15 protein-coding genes and 10 pseudogenes are annotated in these 24,107 nt (G+C 60.3%); 14 read left to right on the forward strand and 11 right to left on the reverse strand.

Annotated features, from left to right (window positions below; genetic code table 11):
• Positions 1–30: 30 nt before the first annotated feature.
• A pseudogene (locus BRAD3257_RS33035) lies at positions 31–671 on the reverse strand (ATP-binding protein).
• A gap of 80 nt (positions 672–751) precedes the next feature.
• Here BRAD3257_RS33035 and tnpB (BRAD3257_RS42405) point away from each other — a divergent pair.
• The 5 genes from tnpB (BRAD3257_RS42405) to BRAD3257_RS41520 all read left to right on the forward strand — a co-directional run bounded on the left by tnpB (BRAD3257_RS42405) (position 752) and on the right by BRAD3257_RS41520 (position 2,298).
• A complete protein-coding gene (gene tnpB / locus BRAD3257_RS42405) occupies positions 752–901 on the forward strand; it encodes an IS66 family insertion sequence element accessory protein TnpB (RefSeq protein WP_145987079.1) in 150 nt (49 codons plus the stop codon).
• A gap of 216 nt (positions 902–1,117) precedes the next feature.
• A complete protein-coding gene (locus tag BRAD3257_RS41505; RefSeq protein ID WP_244607797.1) occupies positions 1,118–1,360 on the forward strand; it encodes a hypothetical protein in 243 nt (80 codons plus the stop codon).
• A complete protein-coding gene (locus BRAD3257_RS41510; protein ID WP_244607798.1) occupies positions 1,357–1,518 on the forward strand; it encodes a hypothetical protein in 162 nt (53 codons plus the stop codon). The genes BRAD3257_RS41505 and BRAD3257_RS41510 overlap by 4 nt, the downstream gene beginning before the upstream one ends.
• 83 nt (positions 1,519–1,601) lie before the next feature.
• Positions 1,602–2,021: a tyrosine-type recombinase/integrase gene (locus tag BRAD3257_RS41515; protein ID WP_244607799.1), complete on the forward strand. Its 420-nt coding sequence runs from the start codon at positions 1,602–1,604 to the stop codon at positions 2,019–2,021.
• 16 nt (positions 2,022–2,037) lie between these two features.
• Positions 2,038–2,298, forward strand: a complete 261-nt coding sequence (locus tag BRAD3257_RS41520) for a site-specific integrase (RefSeq protein WP_244607800.1) — start codon at positions 2,038–2,040, stop codon at positions 2,296–2,298.
• Positions 2,299–2,927: 629 nt separating this feature from the next.
• Here the strand turns inward: BRAD3257_RS41520 and BRAD3257_RS41525 are convergent.
• Positions 2,928–3,562, reverse strand: a pseudogene (locus tag BRAD3257_RS41525) (transposase); the annotation flags it as partial.
• A gap of 971 nt (positions 3,563–4,533) precedes the next feature.
• Between BRAD3257_RS41525 and BRAD3257_RS33065 the strand changes: the two are divergent.
• Together BRAD3257_RS33065 and BRAD3257_RS33080 are read left to right on the forward strand one after the other, a co-directional pair.
• Positions 4,534–5,849 (forward strand): annotated as a pseudogene (locus BRAD3257_RS33065) (transposase).
• Positions 5,850–7,500: 1,651 nt separating this feature from the next.
• A pseudogene (locus tag BRAD3257_RS33080) lies at positions 7,501–8,429 on the forward strand (IS630 family transposase).
• A 397-nt stretch (positions 8,430–8,826) separates the two neighbouring features.
• Here the strand turns inward: BRAD3257_RS33080 and BRAD3257_RS33085 are convergent.
• Positions 8,827–10,479 (reverse strand): class I adenylate-forming enzyme family protein, encoded by a 1,653-nt coding sequence (locus tag BRAD3257_RS33085; protein ID WP_122405331.1) that lies wholly within the window; start codon positions 10,477–10,479, stop codon positions 8,827–8,829.
• 248 nt (positions 10,480–10,727) lie between these two features.
• Between BRAD3257_RS33085 and BRAD3257_RS33090 the strand changes: the two are divergent.
• The 4 genes and pseudogenes from BRAD3257_RS33090 to tnpC (BRAD3257_RS33105) form a co-directional block, all read left to right on the forward strand.
• Positions 10,728–11,002 (forward strand): annotated as a pseudogene (locus tag BRAD3257_RS33090) (IS66 family transposase); the annotation flags it as partial.
• Between the two features lie 624 nt (positions 11,003–11,626).
• Positions 11,627–11,836, forward strand: a complete 210-nt coding sequence (locus BRAD3257_RS33095) for a transposase (RefSeq protein WP_244607801.1) — start codon at positions 11,627–11,629, stop codon at positions 11,834–11,836.
• 121 nt (positions 11,837–11,957) lie between these two features.
• On the forward strand, positions 11,958–12,311 hold the full coding sequence (tnpB, locus tag BRAD3257_RS33100) for an IS66 family insertion sequence element accessory protein TnpB (RefSeq protein WP_122406886.1): 354 nt from the start codon (positions 11,958–11,960) through the stop codon (positions 12,309–12,311).
• A 68-nt stretch (positions 12,312–12,379) separates the two neighbouring features.
• A pseudogene (tnpC, locus tag BRAD3257_RS33105) lies at positions 12,380–13,967 on the forward strand (IS66 family transposase); the annotation flags it as partial.
• Positions 13,968–14,385: 418 nt separating this feature from the next.
• Here the strand turns inward: tnpC (BRAD3257_RS33105) and BRAD3257_RS41535 are convergent.
• Both BRAD3257_RS41535 and BRAD3257_RS42410 read right to left on the reverse strand, forming a co-directional pair.
• Positions 14,386–14,733, reverse strand: coding sequence for a reverse transcriptase domain-containing protein (locus BRAD3257_RS41535; RefSeq protein ID WP_347338437.1), 348 nt, complete (start codon positions 14,731–14,733; stop codon positions 14,386–14,388).
• Between the two features lie 1,097 nt (positions 14,734–15,830).
• Positions 15,831–16,203, reverse strand: a pseudogene (locus BRAD3257_RS42410) (transposase); the annotation flags it as partial.
• 961 nt (positions 16,204–17,164) lie between these two features.
• Here BRAD3257_RS42410 and BRAD3257_RS39930 point away from each other — a divergent pair.
• Positions 17,165–17,311, forward strand: coding sequence for a hypothetical protein (locus BRAD3257_RS39930; protein ID WP_160118905.1), 147 nt, complete (start codon positions 17,165–17,167; stop codon positions 17,309–17,311).
• Positions 17,312–17,787: 476 nt separating this feature from the next.
• On the opposite strand, the gene BRAD3257_RS33120 is transcribed toward BRAD3257_RS39930, so the two are convergent.
• Genes BRAD3257_RS33120 through tnpA form a run of 4 tightly spaced genes read right to left on the reverse strand, consistent with a single transcriptional unit; the run spans position 17,788 to position 20,772 of the window.
• The gene (locus BRAD3257_RS33120; RefSeq protein WP_122405333.1) at positions 17,788–18,390 is read right to left on the reverse strand and encodes a plasmid pRiA4b ORF-3 family protein; all 603 of its coding nucleotides are present in this window, start codon (positions 18,388–18,390) and stop codon (positions 17,788–17,790) included.
• Entirely contained in the window at positions 18,387–19,952 is a 1,566-nt protein-coding gene (gene tnpC, locus BRAD3257_RS33125) for an IS66 family transposase (protein ID WP_091880708.1), read from the reverse strand. The genes BRAD3257_RS33120 and tnpC (BRAD3257_RS33125) overlap by 4 nt, the downstream gene beginning before the upstream one ends.
• Positions 19,953–20,002: 50 nt before the next feature.
• On the reverse strand, positions 20,003–20,356 hold the full coding sequence (tnpB, locus tag BRAD3257_RS33130; RefSeq protein ID WP_122405334.1) for an IS66 family insertion sequence element accessory protein TnpB: 354 nt from the start codon (positions 20,354–20,356) through the stop codon (positions 20,003–20,005).
• Entirely contained in the window at positions 20,350–20,772 is a 423-nt protein-coding gene (gene tnpA, locus BRAD3257_RS33135) for an IS66-like element accessory protein TnpA (RefSeq protein ID WP_122405335.1), read from the reverse strand. The genes tnpB (BRAD3257_RS33130) and tnpA overlap by 7 nt, the downstream gene beginning before the upstream one ends.
• A gap of 476 nt (positions 20,773–21,248) precedes the next feature.
• Between tnpA and BRAD3257_RS40655 the strand changes: the two are divergent.
• Positions 21,249–21,378: pseudogene (locus BRAD3257_RS40655) on the forward strand (ATP-binding protein); the annotation flags it as partial.
• Positions 21,379–21,704: 326 nt separating this feature from the next.
• Here the strand turns inward: BRAD3257_RS40655 and BRAD3257_RS41540 are convergent.
• Positions 21,705–21,839, reverse strand: a pseudogene (locus tag BRAD3257_RS41540) (transposase); the annotation flags it as partial.
• Between the two features lie 195 nt (positions 21,840–22,034).
• Positions 22,035–22,994 (reverse strand): annotated as a pseudogene (locus BRAD3257_RS33150) (IS110 family RNA-guided transposase).
• A 630-nt stretch (positions 22,995–23,624) separates the two neighbouring features.
• On the opposite strand from BRAD3257_RS33150, the gene BRAD3257_RS42415 reads away from it, so the two are divergent.
• Positions 23,625–23,942, forward strand: coding sequence for a cyclase family protein (locus tag BRAD3257_RS42415; RefSeq protein ID WP_122405337.1), 318 nt, complete (start codon positions 23,625–23,627; stop codon positions 23,940–23,942).
• Positions 23,943–24,107 lie beyond the last annotated feature (165 nt).

Consider the following 24,107-nt stretch of genomic DNA (forward strand, 5'->3'; position numbering starts at 1 on the left):
GTCTCGGTCTTCATCGGGCCGACGATGTAATCAAGGCCGAGGAAGAACCAGCGGACGACGCATGGAGTCACTGTTCAGTTCGAGCCTGTGAGTGTTGTGAAGCGGCGATCGAGTATGGCATCAGCGTTGAGCAGATAATGACGGGCATTGGCGTCGATGGTCTGAAGGCCCCAATCATCCAAAATCAAGAGCTCGACGGCGGCGATGCTCTTCATCCGCGAGGTGAGTCGGCCGTCGCGCAGAGCAAGATCTAGTTCTTCGAACAACCGCAGCAGCCGGGTGTAAAAGTACAGAGTGGTTGTCCCGGCAGGCTTGTGACCAAGCGCACAGCCAAGTCAGCTCTTCCCGACGCCGGTTCGTCCGACAATGGCACAATTCTCATGGTTCTAGATCCAGTCTCCCTTGAGCAGCACGTCGAACAAGCGGCGGGAGCCCACGAGGGGAGCGGTAGTCGATATCCTCGGGCACGGGATGATGACCAGCTTTGCCTTACGTAGACGAAGCGCCGGGCGCCGGTTGTTAACCAGGTCGCTTCGTGGTCCAGCAGTAACGCCAGCCATTCGGCGTGAGCGAGACCATGGACCTCCTCGTTGTCGACGGGGCTCGAAGGCCTCGGCCATGCTGGCAAGGCCGAGCTGGGTAAGCAAGTGGAGTGTGGGGTGTGTCAGCATTTTTCTTCCCTTTTAGTGGTAATAGTACGAGCCTCTGATGTCGGTGTGTAGGATCGCCTCGCGCTCGGGAGACGCGGGCGTTGCAACGCGATCGAGCTCCTTCTCGAGGATCGATTTGGCTTCTGGCGTGGGACGGCAGCGGCATGGTGCTGGTAACGAAGTGGTTGCACCAAGGGCGCTTCACCTGGCCGCCGATCCGCAACGGTGTGGTGCATCTGAGTGCGACGTGACTTGCGATGCTGCTCGACGGGCTTGAGTGGACGCGTGTCTCACCCAGCCTGTGAAGCAGCCGGCCGTTGTCGTCTGAGGAGTGAGGATTTTGCTGGAGCATGCGGCGCGCGCCTGTATCGTCTGATGATGGCGATTCGTCCCGACGCTCTCCCGACCGATCCGGCGGCTCTGACCGAGATGGTACTCGCGCTTGACGCCGAGAATGAGAAGCTGCGGTGGCGGTGCAGACATTCAGGAAGATGATCTTCGGGAATCGTTCGGAGAGGCTTGCGGTGCTCGTGGACGAGCAATCGAGCTGGCGCGGCATACGGCGGTTTATGCCGCCCGCCAAACTATGCCACGAGAACCACGACACCACCCGGATTTACGCGAAGGTCGATATCGATGCGCTGAGAACATTAAACCTGCCCTGGCCGGGAGGCGCGCAATTCTGCGCGCCGCACTCGATAGGTACGTGAGCATGCGCAAGGGGCTGGGATACAAGTACGAGCACCAGACCTGTCGGCTCGCCGACTTCGTCGCCTTCATGGAGAGGCGCAAAGCCAGGATCATCACGACGAAGCTTGGCAATGGAATGGCAACGCTGCCGCCCGATCGTCATGCATCCTGGCGCTGAGAGAGCGACATGCGCGGGTTCCCGCGTCATGTCGCCAACTTCGATCCGAGAACGGAGGTGCCGCCCGTCGGCATGCTGCCCGGATGGAAGCGCGCCAGCCCTATGTCTACAGCGACGCGGAGATCAATGCGTCGCTGACGGCAGCGCTGGCTCTGCCGCCAGCGGACGGGCTGCGCCGATGGACCTACCATACCTCGTTCGGGCTGATCGCGGTGACGGGCATGCGTATATCCGAGGCGATGGGCCTGGAGCGTGATGACGTCGACCTCGGCGCCGGCGTGCTGACTGTCCGGTTGACCAAGTTCGGCAAGTCGCGGCTCGTGCCATTGCATCCGACGAGAACCGTTCTGCGCCACTACGCCCACCGGCGCGATGCCCTGCTCGGATCACGCTGCGGCTCGACCTTCTTCGTTGCCGAACAGGGAGGCCGCTTGCTGCACCAGTACGTTCATCGCGTCCTTCTGGCGACTGTCCAGGGAGATCGGGTTGCGGCGCCCAGGTGATCGTACCGGGCCACGCGTGCACGACTTCCGTCATCGCTTCGCCATCCGGACGCTGCTCGACTGGTATCGCGAAGGCAAGGACGTCGAACAACAACTCCCAGCGCTCTCCACTTACCTCGGCCACGCTTGCGTGCGCGACAGTTACTGGTATCTCTCGGCCTGCCCCGAGTTGATGGAAGAACCGGCAGCTCAGGCAAGCGCATCATCAGCTGAGCACACTGACCGCCCGTCTCGTCCCGACCGAAGAGGCCGAGCCGAGGCAGAGGAAGCGGCATGACGTGGAGATCCTTGCCGGGAGTGGGAAAGATCCTCCTCGCCACGCTGCTCGCAGAAGCCTTTGATGCCCTGTGGCGACCTGTCTACGTCGCCTTGCGCAGCTTGGACAGGAGTCGCGCGCGTCACGAAACGGTTGGGTAAGAGCTGCCTCGTGGTCAGAAGACTGGCCTGTCATGACAGGCTCGCCAACGCCATGTACCATTGGGCGCGCGTCGTCATCCAGCACGATCCTAGAAGCCGCTCGAAATACGCCGCACTCCGAAGCCGAGGTCACAGCCAAGGTCGGGCTCTCCGATCGGTTGCCGACCGCCTTCTCAACGTCGCCTGCGCCATGCTGAAAACCGGTACCACCTTCGACCCGTCGCTGGCTGCCCAAAATCAGCTTGTTAAATGGTGGGGAGTCCCCCCGGCCGCGGCGGTGTTCGACTACTCACGCAATCGAAAGAGTGAGCGTCACGAAGCGCATCTGGCGGCTTGTTCAAGGCCGTATTCAGCCTACCACCGTCGTTCGTTTGCCGCGCGCAGCCAGCCTCGGGTAGCAGCGGCTCTGCGCCTTCCAGGCAATCTCGCGCTCACATCGCCAACCTCGGTCGCGAATGTCACCGCGACAATCAGATCGATGCCGCGCTATGTTTGAAGCGCCCGCACGATTGGCCCCAGAGACCAACCCGAGACAAATTCTTCGATCGTGCGCTTGAGCCGGTCGACCCGCCCCTGGCGACGCGAACTGCTTCGTGCAATTTGATGTGCGAGGTCGTCAAGCTGCTCCTCCCGAAGCCGGCGCAGATATCGCATCGTCCAACTCTTCTTGCGAGGATAGGTGCGGCCCTGCATGAGCATGAAGGCGCTCACCTGTTGCCAATGAACCCGCAGCCCCTCAACCGCTGCCGATCGCGCGCGAACGAGATCCCGCATCGCCTCGTGGCCTTCATCGGGAACCCATACCGCAGTCAGCTCGCCAGCGCGTACCAGCCGCGCGAGAGAAACGGTGTTCCAGCGGTTCGTCTTCACGCGAGCGCCCGGCTTCCTTGGGATCTGCGATCGCCACGACCGTGCATTGATGCCCCAGCGACCAGGCGATAGAGGCAGTAGCCAGTCGGGCAGGTCTCGTAACGGAAAAGCACGCAGTCAAACCGGGTGGCGATCCGCACTATGATGCGATCCATGTCGGCTGCGGAAGCGTCGATCTCGACGAAGAAGCGAACTTCTCACTCCCGGCCTGCCTCCGTAATTGCGATGGTGTTTCGCAGCTTGGCCACATCGATTCCGACGAAGCTGCCACGGCTCGTTCTCCTGTGATGAGGATCGGCTCGGTCTTGCCCCGAGCACCCCTCGGACGCACAGTGTAGGCGAGCCACCTCATCGGCAGAGGCGGACATACGGTCTTACATATGCCCTGGAGTTCCAACTAGATGTTTCGCAGTCTTGGAGCTCACGCGGCTTCATCACAGAGCGCTCGATAACGACGCCATGGACGGCATATCGCGTCAGAGCTACGAGAAGTTTTCGCGCCATCGCGATGATCGTCGGCTTGAACGCCCGTCCGTCGCGTTGATTGTACTCATTGTACCACAGGCTCAACGCCGATTGAGGTTGATGCCCTAACCACAACCGAGCGACCTGAAACACAATCTTTCGGAGCCTCGGATTACCCGATGTGGAGATCCCTTGCTCGCGGGACCGACCCATTTTGCGGAGGCAGCGGGCCCAAGCCGGCATCCGATCGGCGCCGTGACGAAACAGGCCCTTGGACCATATGGCGGGCGCACTCCGGACCGATGCCTCTTAGGTGTGCGATCATCCCTTTCCTCTTCCCGCTTGAGCAGCAAATCTGGTTCAGCTTCGACCGCTTTAGGCGGCGTCAGGACTATTTCGAGTCGGCACGCGATTGATCTGGCTGTTACGTGTCGTACCAACGAGTGCCCATCTCCAGTCCTGGGTTCCTCTATCGTATACGGCGGCTCCGTTTTAGAGACTAACAGTCGCCGATCCGTTGCCAAAGCTTTCCTAGGGTAAAAAAGAGCCAACAAACGCGCCTTTCTTGCCGCTGCAAACGTCAGATTATGCCGAACGAGGACGACGACCGCTCGACCAGCCACAAACGCCGAAATCGACTATCCTTTCCAAGACCCTTCGGCATAGTTCGGCGGCCGGCGACGAGGTCGACCCGAAAGCCTAGGAGGTTCTCTGAGCAGTCGCTGGTCAAGACGGTGTGAGTCTGAGTCTTTGCGTGCGCATGAGCAAGGATTTTCACCCCTGGAAGATCGATGAGGCGCAGCTTCTGCCGCCGAGCGTGCAGGACTATGTGCCGAAGGACCACCTGTCGCGGCTAATTGTATCGCTGGTGCGAGAAAGCCTCGACCTATCTGCGATCACAGCCAGTTACCGGAGCGGGCTTGGACAGCCGTCGTTTGATTCGCGGATAATGACGGCGCTACTTCTGCACGGTTATGCGAGCGGCATCTAATCTTGTCGCGCCGGATTGCCAAGGCGGCCATGGAACGGGCGGACTTGATGATGATTGTGGCGGACGACCCGCCGGACTTCGGCGGGATCTCGGAATTCCGCAAGCGGCACCTTGAGGCCTTGGCGGGTCTGTTTGTTCAGGTGTTGAAGCTTGCTGAGAAGGCTGGGTTGGTGAAGCTTGGGCACATGGCGCTCGATGGCACCAAGATCAATGCGAACGCATCGAAGAAGGCCATGAGTACGAGCGCATGAAGAAGCGATAAGCAGAGCTTCAAGCCGAGGTCGATCACTGGCTTGAAGCGGCCGAGGCGGCGGATGCCGAGGAGGACCGGCTACCAGCGCGGCGATGAGCTGCCGGACTGGGTGGCTGACAAGGAGAAGCGCCTGGCCAAGATCCGCGAGGCCCAAGGCCAAGCTCGAAGCCAAAGCCACCGCCGAGGAGGAACTGCAGCGCCGGGCCGAGGTGAAAAAGAAGCGCATTGCGGAAGGGGGAAAAAGAACGGCAAGACGCCCGCACCGCCGAAAGCGGAGCCCGGGGGTAAAGCGCAGCGCAACTTCACCGATCCGAACAGCCGCATCCTGAAGACCAAGGACGGGTACATCCAAGGCTACAATGCCCAGGTCGTTGTCGATGGAACCGCCCAGATCATCGTTGCGCACGGGCTCACTGCGCGCATGTGCGATCATAGCCAACTCGTAGGGCTTATTGACGGCATTGAGGCCAACCTCGGCTTCACGCCGAAGGAAGCCTCGGCCGATAGCGGCTATCTGAGCGAGGCCAACCTGCAAACCCTCGCCGATCGCCACATCAGCGCTTACGTCGCGATCGGGCGCGCCAAGCATGCCGCCGAAGGCAAGCGAACCATGACCGGAGAGCTCACCAAAGCCATGCGGGCCAAGCTCAAGCGCGCCGGCTGGCGAAGCCGCTACCGGCTCAGGAACCAAATCGTCAAACCGGTGTTCGGGCAGATCAAGCAGGCGCACGGGTTCAGGCAGTTCCTGCTGCGTGGCACTGAGAAAGTGACGGCCGAGTGGGCGTTGATCTGCACCACCCACAATCTCAGAAAGCTCGCAAGAGCCGCTTGAGCAAATCGTTCATCGACAAGCCCAATACCGGCGCTATCTGGACGGGTTCCTAGGTGACGCCATCGGTTGCTGCCATGGGAATGTAAGAAGCCCTGTTCAGCCCGCCATCAAATTAGACCTCCTCGGCGAGCGATTGTCACGCGGACCTCGCCGACTTGAGCTAACCGGTAGTCATCCTGGACACCGTTACCGACCTTTGCTCACAGGCGAATCGCCAGAGTGTCCCCACTTCAAGTCCACCATAGAACAAGATCCGGCCGCGCAAACCCGAGGAAGCTGTGCAGAAGAAGACGGCATTTTCCGTTGCCTGATTGCCGTGTAACACCGTGAATGAAGCCGCCGTCTATCAGGGCGATATCCCCCGCCTTGAGCTGCAAGTCGTGACAAGGAACGGCCTCGAGATAGGCTGTCGAATAGGGGTAGCCCGTGCTTTCGACCCCCTGCGACTTTCGGTCGGTGATTGTCGGCTTACGGTTCCAGATCCGCAGGTTACCCCCTTCCTCGGGGATGCTGGCATACAGGTTGAGCGCTACTCGTGCGGTGACTGAGGCGATACCATGATCGAATTCATCATCGCCTCAACGATCTTAGACTTGTGATGTCCGCTGAAGAATCAGCGCAAGGGTACGGATCGGACTCGCCACAGCCAAGGAGATCGCCTTCCACGAACGTGAATACGAGCAGAGGTATGATTCTAAGGCATCGCGAGTCTGTATATTCCTTTGCTCGCCAATCACTTCACCCATTATCGTCTCCTTCAAGTAGGTAGTTCGATAACTAGGCGCGCTTCTCTCACGTGCGCAAATATGACATCGTATCCCAAATATTATGTTCAACGTTATGTCCGGAACTGGTTACGTCCCAGAATGGCTTCGCTCACTTTACCTGAGGAAGGCGAACAGTGAACCCACTAAAGCTGGCAGTTTTTATCCTTGTCATGTAGCCGGCGCGCGAGCGGCTTCCGCTCGATGTCGCTCGCTTCCAAGATGATTTTGCCGTGGTGACGAGCCTCTTCTCCCACCGCTCCTGCAAGCTATGGATCACAGTCGTCGACAGGATTACTCTCGCGTCGGCCAAAAAGCACAGCGGCTGCAGTTGATCCATCATGCGCTTCCGCCCGGCGGACACTGTACTGCGCTTTTCAAGCAGCATTAGACGCGTCAACACGATCGGAGTGGGCGCTCAGCATCCAAAAAGACCGTAGCGAAATGGAAGCAGCGCGAGACTGTCGCTGATCGGCCCGTCCAAAGCCAATCGACCGTGCTTTTCGAGGAGGAGGCGATCATCGGCATACGCTATTGCCGGTCCACGATTGTCTCCATGCGCTCCACTCGACCATCAGCATCTGACGCGATCATCCCCGCATCGGGGTATCCAATGCCACGGCATTAGCCGGTCGCCAGACCCGCATTGCTCGAAGGTTCGATCGCAATCCCCTACAAGACAGACACTGTTCAATGGAAATCCAACGGATGATCCCCTATTGGAAGGAGCGGTCGACTGGGTGCGCCGGGAGACCGGTAGGAGACGGATGGTGAAAGTCCCTTACGATGAAGGAGTAGGTGCAGCGAGGCTAGAGAGCGGTTCCCGACCGAATTGAACCACGCCGGTTCTGATTCAAGCTGCCTGCTGGCGAAGGAGGCTGGCAGGTATGACGCGACCTCTTTCGATTGATCTTCGCAGGCGAGTGGTTACCTCAGTTGCGGGCAGCATGTCGTGTCGGGAGGCTGCGGCGCACTTTCGAGTGGGCGTATCGAGCGCGATCCGCTGGGTAGCGCGAGCGCGCGAGACGGGCGAGGTGACACCGAAGCCACAGGACGGCGATCGACGTTCGCATGCGATCGACGCGCAAGCTGAACGCATCCTCGCGCTGATTGCGGCCAAGCGCGACAGCACATTGGAGGAACTGAAGGCGGCGCACGCCGCCGATGGACACACTTTCAGCGACTCCGCGCTGTCGCGCTTCTTCCAGCGTCGCCAAATCACGCTCAAACCAAGACCGTATACGCCACCGAGCAAGAGCGCCTGAACGTCCTGAAGAGGCGAGAAGAGTGGGTGGACGGCCAGATTGGCCTCGATCCTGACAAGCTCATCTTCATTGACCAGACATGGCGTCGATACATGGCGCGCGCCCCGCGGCGAGCGGCTGCGGGCTTCCGTCCCGCATGGCCACTGGAAGATAACGATCTTCGTTGCATGCCTGCGCCTGTCGGGTATCGTCGCGCCCATGGTTCTCGATGGGCCGATCAACGGGCTCGCGTTCAAGGTCTATGTGGACCAAGTACTCGTTCCAGAATTGCGGGAAGGTGACATCGTCGTCATGGACAATCTCGGTGGCCACAAGAGCGCAGGCGTGCGCGCAGCGATCGAGGCTGCCGGCGCAAAGCTCCTTTATCTCCCGCCCTACAGTCCCGACTTCAATCCGATCGAGAACGCCTTCGCCAAACTGAAAGCATGCTGCGCAGCGCCGCAGAACGAACCATCCAAGGCTTGTGGAACGCAATCGGAAGATGCCTCGACCGCTTCACCTCGCACGAATGCGCCAACTACTTCGCAGCCGCTGGATATGAACCAACCTGATCGGGAACCGCTCTAGTGGAACAACTCTTGGGCGAAAGGCCTGGCTGCTGTGCGGCTCTGACCGCGGAGGCAGTCAGCAATCTCTGCTCGAGCGGCATAACCACACTCGTCAACAATGTCCATCACGTCACCACCCATCACCCAGGTGGCAAAGGAACTCCGATCGCTCCGACATGAGAGATTTTGCCATTGCCCACCGCAATCGAACCGCTACGGTGTCCTCAAGGTCGACATAAAGGCAGTCGAGTGAAAGACCTTGGCCGTACGGAAGTCGTCGAATCAATCGAAGGGGCGGCCAACAGCGGAGTCCAATGATTCCGGGCCATTCCCGAACACTGATGTCGAATGGCTCGCCGTGACGGTGGTCATGGTGGACCTGTTTGGTCACTTCCGAACCTCAGCGCCAGCGTTTCTCCTCACTGTCATAGGCGCCGGAAACCGGATCGCTGACGTCGACTAGCTCACGCTTAACAACTTTATTGCTTGAGGTGGTTCTCGGAAGCGCCGGAGTGAAGGCGATATACCGGGGCACCTTGAATACGGCCAGGCGCGTACGAGCATGCTGGATAATTCGCTCCACCGGCAAATCGGCTGCCGTGAGACCTTCCTTCAGCTCGACGAAGATCTTGACCTCCTCGCCGCGCTCCTCATCGGGAACGGGCACTGCGGCCACGTCCGCGATCTCGGAGATTTCGCGTATGATGGTCTCGACCTCGTGCGCAGAGATGTTCTCATCGGGCGCGCGCCGGATCATGTCCTTTTTGCGCCCTATGAACCAGTAAAAGCCGAGTTCGTCGCGGCGCAACAGATCACCGGTCTTGAACCATTCGCCCTCGAATGCGGCGGCATTTGCTTCCGGTCTATTCCAGTAGCCCTTGAAGATCGCACGTCCCTTCACCCACAGCTCGCCGACTGCGCCGACCGGCGCGAGGCCACCCTCCTCGTTCACCAACCTTAGCACCCGAAAAGGCGAGCGAATCCCGACGGAACCGGAGCCGTCCATCTCTTCTATGTCGGGCATCGTAGTCCCGTACCCTATTTCGGTCATTCCGAATCCGGTCGTGCTGCGCACTCCACACTGCTTGCGGAATTGGCGTACTGTGTCAGGACTCCAGCTGTAGGGCTGCCCGACCTGCTTGAGGCTCGTGAACGACTGGGCGGTGGCTTCGGGATGTCGAGCGATCAGCTCAGGCAAATGACACCACTCGATGCGGTACTTCTTGATCCAACCTATGAATTGCGAAGAGGTCGGTTGCTGAGCTACGTACAGCGTGCCGCCAAGTCGATATGCCTTCAGAAGATTCCCTCGCGCATTGCCATAGAAAAAAGGTGAGGCAGAAAGATACCTCCTGTACGACTGAAAGTCGCAATTGACCGCCGCGTACGAGCCAACGCCAAAATAGTCATGCGTCAACATGCAGCCCTTCGGAAAGCCCGTGGTGCCTGACGTGTAGGCGATGATCAGCAGGTCGTTAGCTCGGACATCTTCGTCCACCGGCGAGTCGTCGACGCCCTTGAGCAATTTGTCGAGAGTAGTCGCGGCCGAGGTGGAAGGTTGTCCGACGAGAATCACTCGCTCCTTGGCGAGGTCCTGAGGCCATGGGTCCATCGCGGAGAACACTGGCCACGCCGACTCATCGACAATCGCGAATTTCGCCTGCGTGTCGCTGAGAACATATTCGATCTCCCTGGGCGTATAAAGCACGTTGACCGGGACCAGAACCGCGCCAAGCTTTGCGATCGCGAACCACAAGATCGGAAACTCGATGCGATTGGGCAGTATCACGCCAATGCGATCGCCCTTCAGCACTCCGAGTGCGCGCAACGCATGCGCATATTTGTTAGACCAGCACTCCATGTCGGAATAGGTCGCGCGTTCGCCGCGCTCGAAGAAGTCGATGGCGACCGTTGACGGATGCGTTCGCCCCCGCATTGAAACCAACTGGCCAACCGTGGTGGTTTCATATGCGGATTCCAGCGCCTCGATCCTCCGCAAGGCCTTTGTTACGCGGTCATGCAATTGGCTTCGCGACGAGCTTGCAGGGGTCATCTTAAGAATCCTTACGGCCAATGTTACGAGCTTACAGATATAAGGTTAACAAGGATCGAGACACTACCTATTCTGATGAGGATAGTGTATGGCCGTGCTGTTTCCGCAATGGACGACGAGCCCCCAATCATCACGATCCAAGAGACACGTCTGGACGGCTTCTGGATTCACTGCGTGCTGTGCCACACCCGAAGGGGTCGAGAGCTGGGTGGTCGACGCCGCATCGAACTTGTGATTCACTGCTGCTCATGGAGGCTGATCGCGAAGCGATTCCGGATGACGTGACCACCGGTAAGCAGGCAGTGGCGATCCAGCGTGCGAAGGAGTTGGAAATGGCCGCTGAACTCACCGTTGCCCGTGCGAAAGCATCGGAAGACCAGGCGCTGATCGTCCAGCAGAACGCCAACCTCGAACGCCACATCTACCGCTCGCGCTCGGAACGCTCGTCGCGCCTGATCGAGTACTGGCGCTGACGTTCGAACAGCTGGAAGCCGACGCCACTTCAGACGACCCAGCGCCCGACAGCCCGCGGTCAAGACGACGAAGGTAACGGATGTCGAAGCACGCGCAGGCCGGCGTCACTGGCTTGTTTGCTCCGGATGCGCACCGCCACGATCAGCCGAGTAGAAGAATACGACGCCGGCGGATCTGGGCCGGCGAACGGTCGGTGGTCGCGCACGTAGGTCCGGAGCCGGCCGGTCCGGGTCCTGCCCTTGGCCAGGACCGGCACCGTGGGGTGAGTAGGCCGGAGGGATTTCACCTCCAGCCTCTCGCAGAACCGGGCGTGAGACTCTCGCCTCACCAGGCTCCCATCAGGCAAGTTTGCCGCCATCGCCAAGTTGCCAATGCACAAAGAGCCTGCGGTTCTCACGCGATCTTTTCCCAGGACGAGACGCGCACGTCCTAAGCGGTGATGAAAGCGCTTGTACTTTCGCTTCAACCATATAGCCCAACGTCTGGTTGACGTAGCGCGCCAACGGATAAAGCGCTGATCGTAAGCGCTCAGCCAATACCCTGGCTCCGGGGTTGGATTAGATGTGCGAAGAAGCCTCCGGGTTGAACGGAGGTTTAGGATGGGATTGGACGGCAAAAAAGACGCCCATTTGGACAGCTCAACAGTTGGGTCTGGAGCAGTCAGCCGGCTTGAATGCTTGAGGGACCGTCCGGGCGTCGTGTGCGTTCAGATGCCGAGTGGGCTCGGATCGTGGGCGAGAGTCTGCTGCCCGGCGCTCAGGTGGCGGAGATAGCACGCAAGCACGGAGCGACGCGCTGGCAAATTTACGATTGGCGACGACATCTTCCGACAGCGCGGCGAATTAGCCGCCGTTCGCGCCGCTGGTCGTGGACGGGCCGTTAGAGGAGCGTCCCGTTCCGGCAGTCAAGCTCGAGATTGCGATTGGCGACGTCGTCGTGCGGACGGACGCGGCGATAGATGGGGAGCAGCTGTCTCGATTGATCCGCGCGGTGCGGGCGTCACGATGATTGTCCCCGGCTCCGAACTGAAGATTTATATCGCGACGCGGCCCGTCGACTTCCGCTGTGGACACGATGGGCTCGCTGCTAAGGTGCAGGAGATGCTTGGCCTCGATCCGTTCGGCGGTGCAGCCTTCGTGTTCCGGTCGAAACGGGCGGACCGGATCAAGATTCTGGTGTGGGATCGAACGGGCCTGGTGCTGGTGCATAAACGCCTCGAGGGTTGCAAGTTCGTGTGGCCAAAGATTGCGGACGGCGTGATGCGGATATCGCCGGCGATGTTCGCCGCGTTGTTTGAGGGCCTGGATTGGCGGTTGGTCCGCCCGGAGGAAGCGCGGCGTCCACAGATCGCTGGATAAGTGCGGCAGAATGACTCTGTGCCGAGTTGGGCATGGCGCCGTCGGCGCAGACGTGCTCGACATGGCGCATGAGCACCGCGACGCTTCGCGACGAGAATGAACGCCTGAAGGCGCTTTTAGCGCAAACGCAGGCAGCATTGAGCGAACATCAAGCGGCGTTGGCAACGTCGGAAGAAGCGCGGCGCCGGTTGGAGGTCATTCTCGGGGAACTACGCCGAGAGAAGTTCGGAGCGAAGTCCGAGAAGCTGCGGCCAGATCAATATCATTTGCCGCTCGAAGACGTGGAGATCGCGCAAGGCGTCCTGGACGCGGCACAAGAGAAGGTTGCGGCGGTCATCAGGGGCCGATCGCGTGCTTCGGATCAGGACCGTCATCGCAATCGGGGCTGCTTGCCCGCCCATTTGCCGCAGGTGGAGCGGATCCTCGAGCCTGCGAGCACGTTCTATCCGTGCGGTTGCGGCGCGATGACGAAGATCGGCGAGGACGTCAGCAAACGCCTTGACGTGATCCCGGCACAATGGCGCGTGCTGGTGACGAGTCGCCCGAAATACATCTGCCGCCGCTGCTCCGGCTCTGTCGTGCAGGCGCACGCACCAGAGCATGTCGTGCCTGGTGGACTACCGACCGAAGCGGCGATTGCGCAGGTGATCGTCTTCAAGTTTGGCGACCATACGCCGTTTTACCGTCAGGCCGAGATCTATGCGCCAGGGGATTCGACTTGATCGGGCGACACTGGGCAACTGGTCCGGTCGCGCCGGCTTCCATCTTCAGCCCGTTGCCGACCGCATGCGCTGCCATCTGGCAGCGGCGGATCGCCTGTTCATGGATGAAACCACGGCGCCGGTGCTCGATCCCGGGCGTGGTCAAACGAAGAAGGGTTACTTCTGGGCGATCGTCTCCGACGACCGCGGCCATAGCGGCCCAAGTCCGCCGATCGTGCTGTTCCGATATGCCTCCGGTCGCAGCGGCGCCTTCGCTGAGCAGTTCCTGGACGGCTTCACCGGACGCTTCCTGCAATGCGATGCCTACGACGGCTATGATCGGCTGATCGAAGTCGCTCGACCGCAAGGACCCTGGACGCTCGTACACTGCTGGAGCCATTTGCGCCGGCGCTTCATCAAATTGGCCCGCAACAGTAAATCGCCGATCGCCGAGGCCGCCGTCCGGCAGATCGCACAGCTCTACGGCATCGAAGCCATGGCACGCGGTTCATCGCCGGACATCAGGCTGGCCGCGCGCAAGGAACACTCGCTGCCCCTCGTCGAGGCGTTCAAGCCGTGGTTCGAGAAACAGCTGTCGATGATCTCCAGCGGCTCGACGCTCGCTGATGACATCCGCTACGCGCTCAATCATTGGCAGGGGCTGACGCGCTTCCTCGATGACGGGCGGCTCGAGCTCGACACCAATTCGGTTGAAAACGCGATCCGGCCGATCTGCTTGACCAGAAAAAGCGCGCTCTTCGCTGATCATGAGGTCGGGGCTGAAAACTGGGCCTTGCCCGCATCCATCGTGGCGACCTGTAAGCTCAACGACGTCAACCCGGCCGCCTACATCGCCGAAACGCTCACGGCGATCATCGCCGGCCATCCCCAAAGCGAAATCGACGACTTAATGCCATGGCGGTTCCGACGTCAAGCCAGCATCAATAGGGTGGCGGCTAAGCGCTTACCGCTGAACGCGTGTATTGCCCATAGTAAGCGATCCACCCCTAACCATCGGGTTTAGCTCGCGGGCAATATCGTCCAACGTCACCTCGGTTCGCCTGCGAGTTCAAGCCGCGGATCGTCGCTCGCATGGCGTTCAGCGCTGGTTTGCTGACCGCTGGAGTGAACCCGCAGAACATCTTCCGCGAATGCGGGCCCAGGACGGATCGTGCCCGGAAGCAATAACCGAGAAAGTCAAACATGACCGTTTCGCTTTTACCTCGGCGTCGATCATCGTTGCAGTAGATGATCCTCGTCTTCGTAGGATGCCATTCCAGACGGCACTCCAGCTGAGCCTGGAGCACTTCGCGAACCCTTTGCGCCTCCATCTCATTCCGACAATGTACCAACCCGTCATCCCCATACCGACATCACCTCAGAGCGGGGAACATCCGTGCCATCCAGAGATCAAATGCATACTGCATGAAGAGGTTGGCGAGGATCGGGCTCACCACGCCCCCTTGTGGGGTGCCGCGGCTTCGCTCGATTATCGTTCCATCCTCTTGCACCATCGGCGCTGTCAGCCATCGTTCGATGTAGAGCAGCGCCCATGCGCACGTTATATGTTTCCGGACGGCCCGCAGCAAGAGCTCGTCTAACAATCCCTTGATGTCGAACTCTAGAACCCAATCGTACTTCCAGCACCGCTGTCGCCTGACGCCTACCGCATCAAGAGCCGATCTGCCGGGTCTGTAGCCATAGGAATCTGCCAGAAAGATTGCGTCGGCTCAATCAGTTGTTTAACAACCGTCTGAGCCACGCGGTCTGCCACAGTGGGCACCCCGAGGATCCTTTGGCCCCCACTCTTCTTTGGAATGGACATGGTGCGAACAGGCGGTGGGAAGTAAGCGCCTGAGCTCATTCGATTCCAAATTTGTACAGATTGCTCTTCAAGTCGGACTCGAACTGCTCAATCGTCGCTCCGTCGACAACGGCTGCGCCACCATTGGATCTCACCTGCAGATATGCTTCGTACACCTCTCTTGTCGATGTTGAACGGTTTGCTCGGCTGGTTCACCGTCGTCCTCCTGTTGTCAGTTGCGACGATGGCCAGCGCACCTGATCCGATCCCTTCGCTCGGCACCCCATTACGAGCTTTCGTCGCTAATACGGATCGGTCCGTCCCAGTGCTCCGCGTCGGTGATCTCGCCTCGCGGTCTTCTCCGCTTGTCCTTCTCCCTTTCCATCGGAGCGACTGGGTCCTGCAGTTCCGCGGCAGCGCCTTCATCCGATTCACGCCTCCTTAACGCTGATCGCCGCCTGCCCGGTCATCAGGCTTCCGGCGGGCTCATCTCAGAGGAACGACACACCTCTGGTTTTGACGACGATTTCCACGTGCGACGGTTCATCGGCGGGTTCATTTTCATTCGTCTCTCGGACGCCTATCCGCTCGGGTATTCCCGACCGTTAGCTTCAACGCTCACGACCGCGCCTCTTAAGCGAAGCCGCTTGAAGTGATATGAGACCCACTCCTGAAGGTCGATCCCGAGGCGCCTACCTCATCGCTGCCACAGCTTGTACACACAGATCTTCAGATCATCTGGGTCATCCTTTCCGTGTGCTTCTGCAGCACACTGTCATCCGCGCGGATGCGCTCGGCAGCGAAGACATGACTCCATATTGCGTCGACCAGCGGCATCAGGGTTTCCGCTGCGGCGCCTCGACGGCGTGGCGATATGGTGTTTCGCGGTCATTGCTGCTGCGATGGCGAAGGTCGTTCCATCCGGAGCCGAAGAATAGCCCGGAGCAACAAATGGGCTTCGTACCACCGAGGGTTGTCCAGGATTGCAGCATAACGCTTGGTCCAGTCGCGCCGTCAAGCAGCGGCGGGTCGATCGAGATCGAATTTTCTGCCGGGATTCGGATGCGGATTACGGGCGCAGTCGAAGCGGCGGCGCTGAACGCCGCAGTCGCGGCGGACGGCAGCGATGATCCGCATTCTGCCGGCCGTGCGGGCCTTTGGGTACCGAACGACGTTGCCGGCTCCGATAACAAGCAGGTGCCTGAGATAGGCATCGCCCTGCTTCGTGATGCGGCCGAGCCAGTCCTTCCCGCCGGTGGAGTTCTGCTTGGGCGCCAGCCCAAGCCAGGCCGCGAACTCCCGCCCGGAGCGGAACATGGGTCGCGTGCGGCAGAGTCGCGGCGAGAGCCGTAGCCGTGATGGGGTCGATGCCGGGAATCGAGGACAGCAACTTCGCCATCGGATGCGGCGAACGCGGGAGGTTGATACGCGATATCAGCCGAGAGCTGAGGTGGCAATCGCAAATCTCACTGGATTGATGTCAATCGACCCGCTACTGAATTTCCAGCAGCCGGCAACGGGTGGATGGTCTGGTGGCGCTGCTGGAGGATGGATGACGGGCTGACGCTACCGGCCCATGCCGCATGGCGCCTTTCGTTGCTCGCACTTATCTCAAACCATTCGGCGGGCCTCCTCGCACTGGCCTCCAACTCGGCAAACGTCTACCCCATAAAAGCGTTGATTTCGAACGCGCGATTCGATCCGATGACCTAACGCTTACATTGGGGGCCCTCCCGCCGACAGCATCAAAGCCAGAAAGGCGTCATTCCGATTTGGTAATGATCCGTCTGAAATTGGTATTGGAGTCGGACGTATGGTCCACAATTGAGTACGTATCCTTTCAAGCTACGATGGGGGCCATTGCTGGACATCATCCCTTATACCCTACCAGCCTGCTCGTATCGATCCTCGCGTGTCAGAGCCGATAGCCGCGAAGCACAAACCAGCAGCCAGCGCGACTCCGCAGGCGGCGCTGTATGTCCTACCAGGAAATCCTAACCATCTAACTACCCGTCGCAGACGTCTCGCGCGGAGTTATCAAGGTTGCCATTATAGGTAGATCGAGCGATTATCGCCGCTACGCGCTGAGTCAGGGCGTCAAGCTCGAGCAAATCTTCGGCGTTCCTGACCATCAGGCTGGCGTCTCGGGCGGACGCGAACGGCGATGCGAGGGTCCGGCTACTCGGTAAGTATGCAAAGGCGAGCGACTTCCTGCCGAGCTGCGAGTGGGGGGCGACGGACGCCTAGGAAGTCAGAGGCATTCGTGAGCCGCGGCTATCTTGCCGGACCTTCTTGAGGAGGTTCGGTCTGCCGAGAGGTCGGTTCTACGGTTGCGCGCGGTGAAGGACATGAATCTGTTTGGCGGACGGACGGCGGTGCCGATCATCTGGGGGCTCCGGACCGATGGTCCGCTAGCCACGCGCACCGAGAGGGAATCGGTGATCACCGCGCAGGCCGCCGTGGGCAAACTGCCTCTGGCGATCGCGATTGCCTAGTGAGTGCTCGGCACTTGGATCATATCGGGCGTCAGCCAAGCGAGCACCTGCTCGCGTTTCTCAAGGCGCTGTAAGACGCCGGACAATGCCGAATGGACCAGGACGACGATCGCTCGTCCGTCGGTAAGCCTGCCCAAACCGCGGGCTCCTCCCTAGAACCATTCGGCATAGTTCCACAATCGGCATAATCAGCCAAAAATAGCGCCGCGACCTGCTGACAAACCGCCAACATCTCGGCACGCACGGCGAGTTAGGCAAACAAGGTGTTCAGTGCTGTCCGCCGCTGACTACGAGTACGCACCGAGTCACCCCGCTCTTGCTCCAGGCGCCTCAGGAACGCCAGACTTCGTTCGAACGTCAGGTCATCAAGGGCCAGTGTAGCAACCCGGCGACCACGCTGCTCGGACACGAAGCACAGGAACAGGCGGATCGTGTGTAAGCGTAGCTCTGCAGCCCTTCTGAATGACGCTTGACGCCTATTTTGTTCGCGTGGCGCGTCGCCGCGGTATCCATGTGTCGGACAACGCCTTGACGGCGGCTTCGAGCGCCTTCCGGTCGACGACGTTGGGATCGAACCGCTCCGGGCCCCAGAGGCGCATGTGTTCGTGCTCGGGATGGCCGGGGTCGCTGATGGCGGCGAGGTATTCGGCATAGCCTGGCGCACCGCCGACGTCTTCCGGAGGACAACGGCCGGCGGCCTCGAGCAGGAAGGGAAGCCCCTCCGTCGTGGTGTTCTCGAACCATTTTTCGAGCTTGATCACATGGTCCCAGCTGTCGCCGAAGTCATAGAGATAGTGGATCGTCTTGGCGCCGGTCTCGCGAACGATATCGCAAAGCCGCGCTTTGCGGGCATCCATGGGCTGGTGGCCGTAATCGTTGTGGGGATCAGGAATCCCCCAACGGACCTCACCAGCGAAGAACTCGAAGAGGTGACTGTTCGTCCAGCCGAATGCCTCCTGAAGCGTCAGATGCAACCGATCAAGGCGCAGGGTGACGGGTACGACAAGGCGACGCATCACCTCCGGCTTCACATCCTTGAGGGTCACCTTGATCCGGACCGCGGTCGTGTTCAGGCTCATGCCGCCAGCCTCGGATCGTGTGTATGCATCGTATAGGTCGATGCCCAGGGAAGCAGTTCGTCCAGTCGCGCCGCAGGCCAACCATTGACGAGCTTGGCGAGAACGTCAGCGAGCCAGTGCTCGGCACTGACGCCATTGAGCTTACAGGTCTCAATGAGCGAAGCCAGCAATGCCCAATTCTCGGCACCTTCGTCGCAACCGGCAAAAAGGGAGTTCTTGGCGTTGAGCTTGATCGGCCGCATCGCACGCTCGACCGCATTCGTGTCCATCTCGATGCGCCCGTCATCAAGGTAGAGCGTCAGGCCGTCCCAATGGCGTAGCGCATAACGCAAAGCCTTCGCCGTGTCGCTCTTCCCCGCAAGGTGATCAAGCTTGGCCTCAAACCACTGCTTCAAGGCTGTAGCCAGAGGCCGGGCATGCGCTTGTCGGCCGGCGCAGCGCTCGGAAGCAGAGCGGCCGCGCAGTGCCTTCTCGACCGCGTAGAGCTGGGCAATGCGCGCGAGCGCCTCGCGGGCAACCGGAGCTGGCGCCGGCGCAGCCTCCCGCTCGATCTTCACAAACTGGCGCCGCAGATGCGACCAGCAGAAGGCGAGCGTCCCGGACAGGGCGTCCGCACGCGTCTCTCGGGTCATGGTCTTGTAAGCCTGATAGCCGTCGCAGTGGATGATGCCGCGATAGCCCTCAAGCAGCCGCAAGCCATGAACGGCGCCGCGGCCCGGTGCATAGGCATAGACCACCCCAGGCGGATCAGGTCCGGCCCAAGGCCTGTCATCGCGTGACAGCGCCCAGAAGTAGCCGGTTTTTGTCCTGCCGCGCCCCGGATCCAGCACCGGCGCCGGGGTCTCATCGACACAGAGCTTCGAGGAGGCCAGCAGAAGCTGGCGTAGACGATGCCACAAGGGCTTCAATTCCTGGGCGGCGTAGCCGACCCAGAAGGCGAGCGTGGAACGGTCCAGCGCTATTCCGTGGGTCTCCAGCATCTGCGCCTGGCGATAAAGCGGCAAATGCCAATGATACTTCGCGTCGATCACATGCGCGACCAGCCGCTCGGTGGGCAATCCTCCCCTGATCAGTCGCTCGGGAGCAGCATGCTGGAGGATGACACCGTGACAGGCGCGGCAGGCCAGTTTGGGCCGGCGGGTGACGATCACGCGATACTGCGCCGGTACGACGTCCAACCTCTGGCTCTCATCGTGACCGATCTCAAAGAGATCGCCTTTGCAGGACGGACAGCAGGTTGCAGCGGGCATCAGGGTCTCGATGATGCGCGGCAAATGCTCCGGCAGCTGACCACGGTTGGCTTTGCGCTCGGCCGTCCTCTTCTCGCAGGTTCTGGGATTGGCGCGATCCTCGGCTGCTTCGAGGGCCGCGACGGCCTCTTCGATGTCCTCCAGAACAAGCTGCAGCTGATCAGCGTCCAGCTTTTCCGAGGACCGACCGAACTGCGCATCTTTTGCAAGCTTGAGCAACCGCTCGAGCCTGGCGCAGCGATCCAGCAGAGCCGCGGCAAAGACACGCAACTCAGCTGGATCACTCGGCAGCTCATCAGGCAAATCACTCATTGGCCCGAGTCTGCCATGCTTCGCGCCCCGATGCAGCGAGATTTGTATCTTTACGCAAGCGCTTTCGGCTGCCGGATCCGAGGCGCGTGCATCCGCGTCCAATCCATGCCGGCCAGAAGCGCCGACAACTGCGCGGCATTCATCCGCATCACGCCGGCCACGATGGGAGGCCATTTGAAGCCGTTGCTATCGAGCCGCTTCCAATACATCACAAGGCCGCTGCCATCCCAGACGACAATCTTCACCCGATCGGCGCGCTTCGCGCGGAACACCACCGCCACGCCCTTCATCGGATCATGGCCCAGCGTCTCCTTCGCCAAAAGCGCCAAGCCCTCCGCACCTTTTCTGAAGTCCACAGGTTGCGTCGCCACGTAAATCGTAAGGTTCGCAGGCGGCGTCAGCATGAACGTGTCCGTCGAAGCGCCAAGAACACATCACTCAACACAGCAAGGCCAGGCGCCCCCCGCACCTCCACTCGTGCCCCCTGGAGCTCAACCGTCACAACGGCTGCTTCCGGCGACCCGGTGGGCTCTGCGGCCGCCGGTAGCGCCGATTCCGACACCACCGGCACGAACGACAGCGTCTCCGCCGAAGCTGGCAGCACCAACTGGCCCAAACGCGCCCGGCGCCGCCAGTCATGCACCTGCTGGGGCCGGCAGCCATGGCGACGGGCGACGTCTGTGACAACCGCCCCCGGCTCGAGGCTTTCCGCGGCAATCTGTGCCTTCAAATCATCCGGCCAGCGCTTTCGACCTGCGCCAGCGAACACTTCAATACGCGGTGACAACGGTCGTCTTATGTCGTCAGAATGGTCGTCCATTGTGAGCACCCTTCCAGGGGATGACTCTTCTAACGGTGCTCTCAAGACTCCGCACAAACAATCCAAAGGGCCTCGGCGCTACGCTTACGATCGTGTCACGATAGCTGCGGATCGAACCGAGCCGCAGGCGCTTTCTGTAACGGGAGATGATCGGTGAAGTGACTGAACCAATGTACCGAGGGAGGGCGCATGACTGATCCTCCCCCAGCATCGTCGCAGCAAAGGCGCGGAAGCGGCGATTGGCGTGTTCGAGAAGCTCCGGGGTCGGCGTCAGATACACCGCAGTGGAATTGATGTCGCCGTGCCCCATGAAAGTCGAGAGTGCAAGACGCTTTGTGTGAGGATCGAGGCCGAGCCCGTACCAGCGCGTGAGTGTACCAACGGGAACGAGTGCCGCAGATCGTGTAGGTGTGGCGACGAAAGGCCTGGCGGGATCTGCAGATTTAAGCTCGGGACCATAGCATGAAAGGGACGCCCGTTCGCTTCTGATCACAAGTCAGGTCCCGATCGAGAACTGGTACGACCCCACGCTCGCCGACGCCATTCTCGATCGCATCGTCCACCAACGCATACCGCATCGAGCTCAGCGGCGATAGCCTGCGCAAAATGAAGGCCGAGTCCGCTGTCAGCTCGCCGTCGAGCCCACTTAGGTCCATCGTGATCGCATCTCAACTCCGCCGAGTCTGCCGTCGTGCTCGCGTTCGCCAAGGACGCTGCGACCCGCTCACGCTGTGGCCCGAAGAGCCCTTATCGGCACGCAGGTCGGAGCGGAAGGATGGCCCGATCGAACAAAAGGATGAATGGCCGCCGCGCTCCGCTTGATCTCAAATCGAAGCGCATCGGTTAGCGCAAACACCCGCTCGGGCGACACCGACTTTTGGCGTGGTGCGAAAACTCCAGGCGGCTTCACATAGCACCGCCCGTTCAATCGAGAACCTGGCCTTCCATTTGTAGATGCTGACGTCGCTGACGCCATACTTGCGGCACAGATCGGCGACCGAAACGCCGGCCTCGTGTTCCTTCAAAATCCCGATGATCTGCTTCTGTATTCGGTCTGCTTCTGTCAATCCCTTAAGAGCGCGTGCCGCGGGTACCTTGCTTCTGTTCGTGGTCGGCAAAGCCGCCACACGATGGGATTCGGTTGAATGGTCGGTTCAAGCTCTTCGGCGTAGTCAGCCGCCTGGAGGGCGGACGCCACGACATACGAACTCGACCATCCCCACGCCCCGCGACGGGCGTCTCTTGGGATGGCGATGGCGTCCTTACGCCACCGCCGTCCATCGGAATTCGGTTCCATCAACCCACATTCGGTGAAGGACGACAGCCATCTTTCTGGCCAGCGCGACCTTCGCACGCTTGCTTCCTTGCCGGTGGGCAACCCGCACCTTCGAACAGGCCTGTGCGCGTCTCTCCATCTCCGACTTTTGTGATCCGTCCCACCCGATCAACCTCGCCAGATTGGCCGGGGCGTTAACCCGAGATAGGCGCCGACGGATTGAGAATGCAGGAATCGCCTAGGATCGTCCACAGTGGAGCGGAAGGTCAACGCAGAGATCGGGCCGATCCCCCGGCATCGTCATCAAGAGCCGACAAGCCGGGTCACTGCGCACGGCCTTCAGAACCAGACGATGCAGTCGGCCGTACTCCCGCATCAGCGCTTCGCGTCCGGCAAGCAGTGGATTCATGATCGCCTCCAGCAAAGCGTCATCGCCGACCAACTCACGAACTCGCGTCGCGAACAAAGTCCGCGAGACGACTCCGACTTTGAGACCGAGCGGACGCAGAAGTCCGCGGATGACTTGCTCTGCGGCAGCGATGGAGCGGATGATATGCTTGCGAGCCGCGGCCAGCGTTCGCGCCCTTTGGCTGCCGATGCTCTTGACGTGAACAGGCTTGAACCATCCCGTTCTCACCACCTGCGCGATCCCACGGGCGTCATTCCGATCGGTCTTCACCGGCATGGCCGAAAGTGCCGCCTTAACCTGGCGGGCTTCCAAACTGACGGCCGGCAGCCCCAGTTCGATTAGATTTGCGGTCAGCCATTCTGACGTCGGGCCTGCCTCAAGGCCCACCCGTTCAACTTGATCAGCCCATGGTTCGAGGTACTGCACAATCGATGGCGCGTCCGCCAACGTGGTTCCCTCCCGGATAAGCTTTCCGGTCTCGTCCACCGCACATACCGCAACGGAATTCAGCGAAACATCGAGGCCGACGTAGATCATGACTTTTCTCCTTCGGATGGAGTTGGTCCATGATCGTCAGCCAAAACGTGCCGCGCGGCAAATAGGTCAGACGATCGGGACCGAATACCCCATCTCTTCCGAAAAGCGGGTGCGCTTCATTCTCAGGTCCTTGTCGTGGGCCAGAGCGAACTTCAAACTGGATTAAGCCCGTGGGGCACGGTCACGAGCCACCTCATCGGCAGAGACGGACATACGGCCTTACCTTTCGATCGCCGTCATGGCCACAGAGTGTTCGGCTCTTCCCGTTGCGGCAACAGGGGTTTCACTCCGACCATCCGTGCCTGAGACCCGTCATGGCTGTTTGTCTGCCGCTTTCTGCTCCTGAGGTGCCGGTCCTACTTGCCATTTTCACTCGTTCGGCCCCTCATCCGGCAGTGACCCCTTCGTGATCGGCGCGCAAAGACTCGCTCACGCGCCTAACGAGCGGTTGCACGCGGGCATCAACATGATCTGGTAGGATATCGATCGCTCTAAACATGGTATTCGTAGCAGCTTTGGGAATGGTCGCACCGTGCAAGACCCAGAGGCAGAATTGCACGAAAAGGGTTCAATTGGTCCCCAGACAAGCGGGGCCAACGAAGTTACAAGTTTGAACGCAAGAAGGAAGGGATGATAACACAATTCCAAGAGATCGATGCCGGTCACGAATGCTTTAACGGCACGACAGTTTGCAACAGGAACTTAGTTGCATTGGGCCTGCCTACGATTTCGAGCATTTCACTCGAGGCAAGCTTGGGATGCAGGCCGGATGATCTTGATACAGAGTACCCCGGCACTCACCTTACTGCGCCGCGACATTCTTCCGAGAACGGCGCGTCGGTTGAGCGGTCTCCGCTTGAGCAACTCATCCTTCCAGGTCACCTCCTGGACCTCACCCATGAAAAGATCGGCGAAGCTATCTCCGTTAAGAACGTGGGAGAGGCCTAAGTGGCGAGCGAAAAGATTGAAACCGGCAAAGCAACGTTAGCTGGACAAACGTTGACACGGCCCGGGGTTACGCCCGGCTTTGGTCGGTATCATCCCTTCGTCCCAACGGAAACTGCGAAGTGGCTGGTCGATAGCAAGATAACTTGCTCTGCGCCGATCCCATGG

Source organism: Bradyrhizobium vignae, from assembly GCF_900324035.1.
In the GTDB taxonomy this organism is placed as follows: domain Bacteria; phylum Pseudomonadota; class Alphaproteobacteria; order Rhizobiales; family Xanthobacteraceae; genus Bradyrhizobium; species Bradyrhizobium vignae.